Origin of the sequence: Cochleicola gelatinilyticus (genome assembly GCF_001637325.1) — a bacterium.
In the GTDB taxonomy this organism is placed as follows: Bacteria; Bacteroidota; Bacteroidia; order Flavobacteriales; family Flavobacteriaceae; genus Cochleicola; species Cochleicola gelatinilyticus.
The window spans coordinates 1-7,668 of record NZ_LRXL01000054.1 but is presented as its reverse complement, the minus strand read 5'-3'; the positions used below and the strand labels follow the sequence as shown (position 1 = coordinate 7,668).

Below are 7,668 nucleotides of genomic sequence, written 5' to 3'. Positions count from 1 at the left end.
GACACTGATATCGATGGAACTATCGATCCAACTACAGTAACAATTGTGACGCCTCCAACCAATGGAACAGTAACAGTAGACCCTGTAACAGGAGAGGTAACATATACTCCAAACCCTGATTTTGTAGGAACAGATACGTTCGAATATCAAGTGTGTGATGATGGTACTCCAGTAGTTTGTGATACCGCTATAGTAACAGTAACGGTAGATCCTATTAATGATGCACCAATTGCAACCGATGATGTCTCAACAACAGATCCTGGTGTTGATGTAATCATCCCTGTATTAACAAATGATAGTGATATCGACAGCCCGATCAATCCAGCTAATGTTACGATCATAACCAATCCAACAAATGGAACGGTAGTAGTAAATGAAGATGGTACAATTACATATACTCCGAATCCTGATTTTGTAACAGGAACCGATACGTTCGAATACCAAATTTGTGATGACGGAATTCCAGTATTATGTGATACAGCAACAGTAACGGTGACTGTTCCAAGAACATTCTTACCGCCAACAGCAAATCCTGATACCAATAGTACATTAGAGGATACTCCTTTAGTAGTGGATGCAGCTTCTGGTCTGTTAAGTAACGATACAGATCCTAATGTTGAAGATATGTTAAGTGTTACTGCGTTTGAGGTAAATGGAACATCATATGTTCCTGGAACTACAGTTTCGTTAACTGAAGGAGACCTTACTATTAATGATGATGGTAGTTATACATTTATTCCTGCTGAAAACTATAATGGACCAGTTCCTGAAGTACTTTACACAATTAGTGATGGTAATGGAGGTGAAGATACTAGTACATTAAATATTAATGTAACTCCTGTAAATGATGGACCTGTTGTAGAAGACGATGCAATAACTACTACGGAAGATACCCCAGCAGTTATAGATGTAACAAATAATGATACTGATATTGATGGGAATATAGATCCAACTACGGTAACAATTGTAACTGCTCCTACTAACGGAACGGTAATAGTAGACCCTGTAACTGGAGAAGTAACATATACTCCAAATCCAGACTTTAGTGGAACAGATACTTTTGAATATGAAGTGTGTGATAATGGAGTCCCTGTAATTTGTGATACAGCGACAGTGACTGTAACAGTTGATCCTGTTAATGACGGTCCTGAAGCTACAGATGACATTGCGACGACAAATGAAGATACTCCAATAGATATTGATGTAACAGCAAACGATACAGACCTAGACGGAACGATCGATCCTACTACAGTAACTATAGTAACAGCACCAACAAACGGTACTGTAACAGTAGACCCTGTAACAGGTGAAGTAACGTATACTCCAAACCCTGATTTTGTAGGAACGGATACATTCGAGTATCAAGTGTGTGATGATGGTACTCCTGTAATTTGTGATACAGCGACAGTAACGGTAACGGTAAATCCTGATAATGATGGTCCAGAAGCTATAGATGATATGGCGACCACCGATGAGGATACAACAGTAGCTATCGATGTAACAGCAAATGATACTGATATAGATGGAACTATCGATCCAACTACGGTAACAATTGTAACTGCTCCTACTAACGGAACGGTAACAGTAGACCCTGTAACAGGAGAAGTAACATACACTCCAAATCCAGACTTTAGTGGAACAGACACTTTCGAATATGAAGTGTGTGATAATGGAGTCCCTGTAATTTGTGATATAGCAACAGTGACTGTAACAGTAAACCCTGTTAATGATGGTCCAGAAGCTACAGACGACACAGCAAATACTAATGAAGATATTCCAGTAGTTATAGATGTAACAGCAAACGATACTGATATTGATGGAACGATAGATCCTGCCTCAGTAACCATTGTAACTGCTCCAACTAATGGAACAGTAACTGTAGACCCTGTGACTGGTGAAGTAACATATACTCCAAATCCTGGTTATAGTGGAACAGATACGTTCGAATATCAAGTGTGTGATGATGGTGTTCCTGTAATTTGTGATATTGCGACTGTAACGGTAACAATAGGAGGAGTAAATAATGCTCCGGTTGCTGAAGATGATACAGCTTCTACCGACGAGGATACAGATGTTATTATCGATGTAACCGAGAACGATCTAGATATTGATGGTGAAATAGACCCTACAACTGTTGTGATCGTAACTCCACCAACAAATGGAACAGTAACTGTAGATCCTGTAACGGGAGAAGTAACATATACTCCTAATCCTAACTTTAGTGGGACTGATACTTTCGAATATCAAGTTTGTGACGATGGTACTCCGGTACTTTGCGACACCGCTACGGTAACCGTTACAGTAGACCCAATAAACGATGGACCTATTGCTGAAGATGATACAGCTTCTACAACTCAAGATACAGATGTTGTTATCGATGTTACAGCAAATGATACCGATCTAGATGGAATGATCGATCCTACAACAGTAACGATCGTAACTCCACCTACTAACGGAACAGTAACAGTAGACCCTGTGACTGGAGAGGTAACATATACTCCTAACCCTGGTTTCAATGGAACAGATACTTTCGAATATCAAGTATGTGACGATGGTACTCCAGTGATCTGTGATATTGCTACCGTGACTATTACTGTGCTTGAAGAAGAAATCGATATCGATGCAGTTGAAGATGATTACAGTGCAACTCCGGTAGACGGAGATGCAGGTGGAATCGCTGGAGATGTTACTGAAAATGATACCTTAAATGGTGTGGCAGTAAATGATGACGACATCACTATAACATTAGATGATAATGGTGGTTTAACGGGTGCAACAATTGATGCAGACGGGAATGTAATTGTACCAGCAGGAACCCCTGCAGGAACATATACGATCACTTATACAATTTGCGAGATTGCAGATCCATCAAATTGTGATACAGCAACAGCAATCATTGTGGTGGGAGAGTGTTTAGATATACCAACCAACGATTGTGATGGTGATGGTGTAACTAATGAAGATGAAATAGCCGACGGAACAGACCCTGATGATAGTTGTTCATTCGATATTACGAGTCAAACGCAAACACCTTCAGATGAATGGTTAGCTTTAGATTGTGATGGCGATGGTGTAACAAATGGACAGGAAGTAATTGATGGAACAGATCCAAATGATCAATGTGACTTCATTACTGCAAGCCAAACAGAAACACCTTCTAACGAATGGAACACATTAGACTGTGATGGTGATGGTGTTGTAAACGGTGTTGAAATTTCAGCAGGAACCGATCCAAACGATTCATGTGACTTTATCACACTTAACCAAACAGTACCAACATCCGATGAATGGAATGCGTTAGACTGTGATGGCGACGGAGTAACCAATGGTCAAGAAGTAATTGATGGAACCGATCCACAAGACTCTTGTGATTTTGTAACTGCAAGTCAGACAGAAACACCTTCAGATGAATGGTTAGCTTTAGACTGTGACGGTGATGGAGTAACCAATGGTCAGGAAATTATCGACGGAACAGATTCTAACGACTCTTGTAGTTTTGTAACTGCAAGCCAGACAGAAACACCATCCGATGAATGGTTAGCTTTAGATTGTGATGGAGATGGAGTGACCAATGGTCAGGAAATTATCGACGGAACAGACCCTAACGACTCTTGTGATTTTGTAACTGCAAGTCAGACTGAAACTACATCTATCGAATGGGATGCACTAGACTGTGATGGTGATGGTGTAACCAATGGAGATGAAGTACTTGATGGAACAGATCCTAACGACCCATGTGATTATTTAATTGTAAGTCAAACTTTAGATCCTTCCGGAGCTTGGAATGATGCAGATTGTGATGGCGATGGAGTAACTAACGGAGATGAAGTACTTGACGGAACAGATCCTAACGACCCATGTGACTTTGTAACAGCAAGCCAAACCACAACGCCTTCAGAAGAATGGTTAGCCTTAGATTGTGATGGTGACGGAGTAACAAATGGTGATGAGCTTCTAAATGGTACAGATCCTAACGATTTATGTAGCTTCATTCTTGATAATCAAACTATGACAACTTCAGATGAATGGAATAATGCAGATTGTGATGGTGACGGAGTAAGTAATGAAGATGAAGTTCTTGATGATACAAGTTCTAACGATCCTTGTGATTTCAATGTAGATAATCAAGATATTAGTACAGTATCAGACGAGTGGTTAGCATTAGACTGTGATGGAGATACAATTCTTAATGGTGATGAATTAGGAGATGACAACAATAATGGAATCCCTGATTATATCGAATTTACACAAACAGATCCTATCATCGTGTTCGATATTATGTCGCCAGATGGAGATGGTGTGAACGATGTGTTCGCTATTCAAGGAATTGAAAACTTCCCGAACAATACAGTTGAGATTTACAACCGATGGGGAGTTAAAGTCTACGGAATTGATGCCTATGGAACATCACCAGACAGATACTTTAGAGGTATGTCTGAAGGACGTGTAACCATCGATCAAGATGTGCAACTACCAGTAGGAACATATTATTATGTAATTACTTATGTAGATAGTAACGGGGAGTCCAAGCGATTGGCCGGTCCATTATATATCAATAGAAAATAAACCCCCAAAAATTATACCTGTCAAGTCGTTAGACTTGACAGGTTAAATGAATAGCCTTATGAAAAATTTAAACGTAACTCTTTTAATACTGCTTGTTTTTGGCCTGTATTCCGTTAATACTTCGGCTCAACAGGATGCTCAATACACGCAGTATATGTATAATACACTAAGCATAAACCCCGCATATGCTGGATCAAGAGATGTATTAAGCTTTGTTGGTTTATACCGTAGTCAGTGGGTTGGTCTTGAAGGTGCTCCTAAAACGGCAACCGTCTCTTTACATTCCCCTGTAGGTAAAAATGTGGCTTTGGGGCTAAATATTGTAAACGATGAGATCTTTATTACAAACGAAACCTACGTCGATATTGACTTTAGTTATACCGTAAAAACGTCTAGAGAAGGAAGATTGGCTTTGGGAGTAAAAGGAGGGGCTCATTTGCTTGATGTGGATAGTAATCGTGCCAACACAGGTGCTGAGAATAACACAATATCTGAAGAAATTAACATCGACAATCGATTTTCTCCGCAAGTAGGGGTAGGGGCTTATTACTATACGAATAAATTTTACCTAGGATTAAGTGCTCCTAATTTACTAGATACCGAACACTTCGATAATGGAGGAGAAGATCTTAATTCTAGTTCTTTGCGAACCGAAAGAGTAAATTATTATTTAATGACCGGATATACATTCGACCTTAATAACGATTTAAAATTTAAACCTGCCGGATTAGTAAAACTTGTAAATGGAGCACCTTTGCAAGTAGACCTTTCAGCTAACTTTTTAATTAAAGAAAAAGTAACCTTGGGTGCTGCGTATCGATGGAGTGCCGCCTTTAGTGGAATGATTGGTTTTCAGATCTCAGACAAATTTATGCTTGGGTTCGCTTACGATCGTGAAACAACAGAGTTACAGCAGTTCAATGATGGTTCTTACGAACTTTTTCTACGGTACGAACTCTTTAACCGAAACAACAAAATGGTGTCGCCAAGATTCTTTTAATCCCCAAAAATACTACACAACATGAACTATTCATTTAAAATATATTTGGTCTTCTCACTGCTAGCTGTTTCAACTATGATGGCACAGCAGAAGGATGTTGAAAAAGGAGATAAAGATTTTTATAACCTGTCTTATATTGAGGCGATTCAACATTATTTAAAAGCTACTGAAGCAGGAGATTTTTCAGAAGAAACCCTTCGAAAATTAGGGGATTCCTACTATAATATTGCCGATTATACGAATGCCGCTGCTTGGTACGGAAAACTTTTCGATTTCGCTGAAAGTACCAATCCCGATTATTTGTACCGGTACGCCCAATCATTAAAAAGTACAAAACAATACGAGGCATCTAACAAAATAATGGAAAAGCTTAACAAAGCGAAACCTGTAGATGAACGTGTCTCATTATACGTAAACGAACGAAATTATCTAGAAGAGATCGAAGCGAATTCTGGGAGGTTCGAGCTTGCAAATCTTTCTGTAAATTCGGCAGCTTCAGATTTTGCTCCTTCTATCTACGGAGATCAATTGGTGTTTGCTTCAAATAGAGATAAAAGCTGGGCTTCTAAACGCATTCATGAATGGAACGAGCAACCTTTTCTAGACTTGTTTGTTACAAATACAAAGGATACTGCAACGACTTCAGTAGAAAAATTCAGTTCTAAAATTAATACCCGATATCACGAATCTACGGCAGTATTTACAAAAGATGGTGAAACAGTATATTTTACTCGTAATAACTATACCAAGAGTGATCTTAAAAAAGACAGTGAAGGGGTAAACAGACTAAAACTGTATCGGGCCACCAAAACAAACAACGATTGGAATGTTGAAGAATTACCCTTTAATAGCGATCAATATTCGGTGGCGCATCCTGCATTAAGTCCAGATGAGAAAACACTTTATTTTGCAAGCGATATGCCTGGAAGTTTAGGAATGTCAGATTTATATCGTGTTGCCATTATAGGTGATGGTTTTGATACGCCAAAACGATTGGGAAATACAATCAACACCGAGGGAAGAGAAACATTTCCTTTTATTTCTGAAAAGGGACATTTATACTTTGCCTCAGACGGGCATGTTGGCTTAGGAGGATTAGATATTTTTGTTTCTGAAGCAAACGCAACTAATACATTCGGAGCCGCTTACAACCTTGGTAAACCGGTAAATACTCCTAAAGACGATTTTTCGTTCGTGATCGATGAAAACACAAATACAGGGTATCTTGCTTCAAACCGTGAAGGTGGAAAAGGTGGAGATGATATTTATTCTTTGGTGCAACTGAAACCGCTCGTAAAACTTTGTCAGCAGGATCTTTCAGGAACCGTTAGAGATGAAAAATCGAAAGAAGTACTTGGTGGAGCGACCGTTACGTTGTTAGATGATAAAGGCGCTCAAGTAGCACAAGTTACAGCCGATGAAAAAGGAATGTTTACCTTCGGAAAAGTAACGTGTGATACATCCTATATGCTTCGTTCTGAAAAGCAAGAATATGAAGCCGCCGAAAAGGCATTGGTAACCACTTCTGAAGCAGAGGTAGCTATTAAAGAAACACTGTATATGACTCCAGTTGTTAACGTTGTAATCACCCAAGATAATATTGGAGAAGACCTTTTTGTATTACTAGATTTAAATCCTATCAATTTCGATCTTAATAAAAGTAATATTCGTCCCGATGCAGCAGCAGAACTCCAAAAGGTGATTGCTTATATGAAACAATATCCTACTGTAAAGGTAGATGTACGGTCGCATACAGACAGCCGTGGAAGTGATGCTTATAACGAAAAACTGTCCGACCGAAGAGCAAAATCAACCGTAAACTATATTGTAAGAAATGGTGGTATCGATGCGTCCCGTTTAAACGGAAGAGGGTATGGAGAAACACAATTAAAAAATCGTTGCAGTAATGGTGTAAAATGTTCTAAAGCAGAACACGAACAAAACCGACGTTCAGAATTCATTATTGTTGCAAAATAATATTCCCCCCGCTACTTTTAATTAAGTAGATTTTTTAAAGGTCGCCCATTACGGGCGACCTTTTTTCAGTTAGCTAGTCAGTTATGTTGTTATCTTAACAATCTGCACATAATCCAGGCGTATCA

The 7,668-nt window shown here is 39.1% G+C and carries 3 protein-coding genes; all 3 read left to right on the top strand.

What is annotated here, in order from left to right:
- The coding region (locus ULVI_RS15235; protein WP_157632649.1) for a tandem-95 repeat protein at positions 1–4,566 on the top strand (4,566 nt) is incomplete at its 5' end.
- A gap of 58 nt (positions 4,567–4,624) precedes the next feature.
- Positions 4,625–5,566, top strand: coding sequence for a PorP/SprF family type IX secretion system membrane protein (locus ULVI_RS15230; RefSeq protein ID WP_082830898.1), 942 nt, complete (start codon positions 4,625–4,627; stop codon positions 5,564–5,566).
- A gap of 21 nt (positions 5,567–5,587) precedes the next feature.
- Positions 5,588–7,543 (top strand): OmpA family protein, encoded by a 1,956-nt coding sequence (locus ULVI_RS15225; protein ID WP_068593676.1) that lies wholly within the window; start codon positions 5,588–5,590, stop codon positions 7,541–7,543.
- The last annotated feature ends 125 nt before the right edge of the window (positions 7,544–7,668 follow it).

Excerpts from the sequence above, each read along its gene's own strand:
- ULVI_RS15230 (WP_082830898.1), top strand. The coding sequence starts at position 4,625 with ATGAAAAATTTAAACGTAACTCTTTTAATACTGCTTGTTTTTGGCCTG.
- ULVI_RS15225 (WP_068593676.1), top strand. The coding sequence starts at position 5,588 with ATGAACTATTCATTTAAAATATATTTGGTCTTCTCACTGCTAGCTGTT.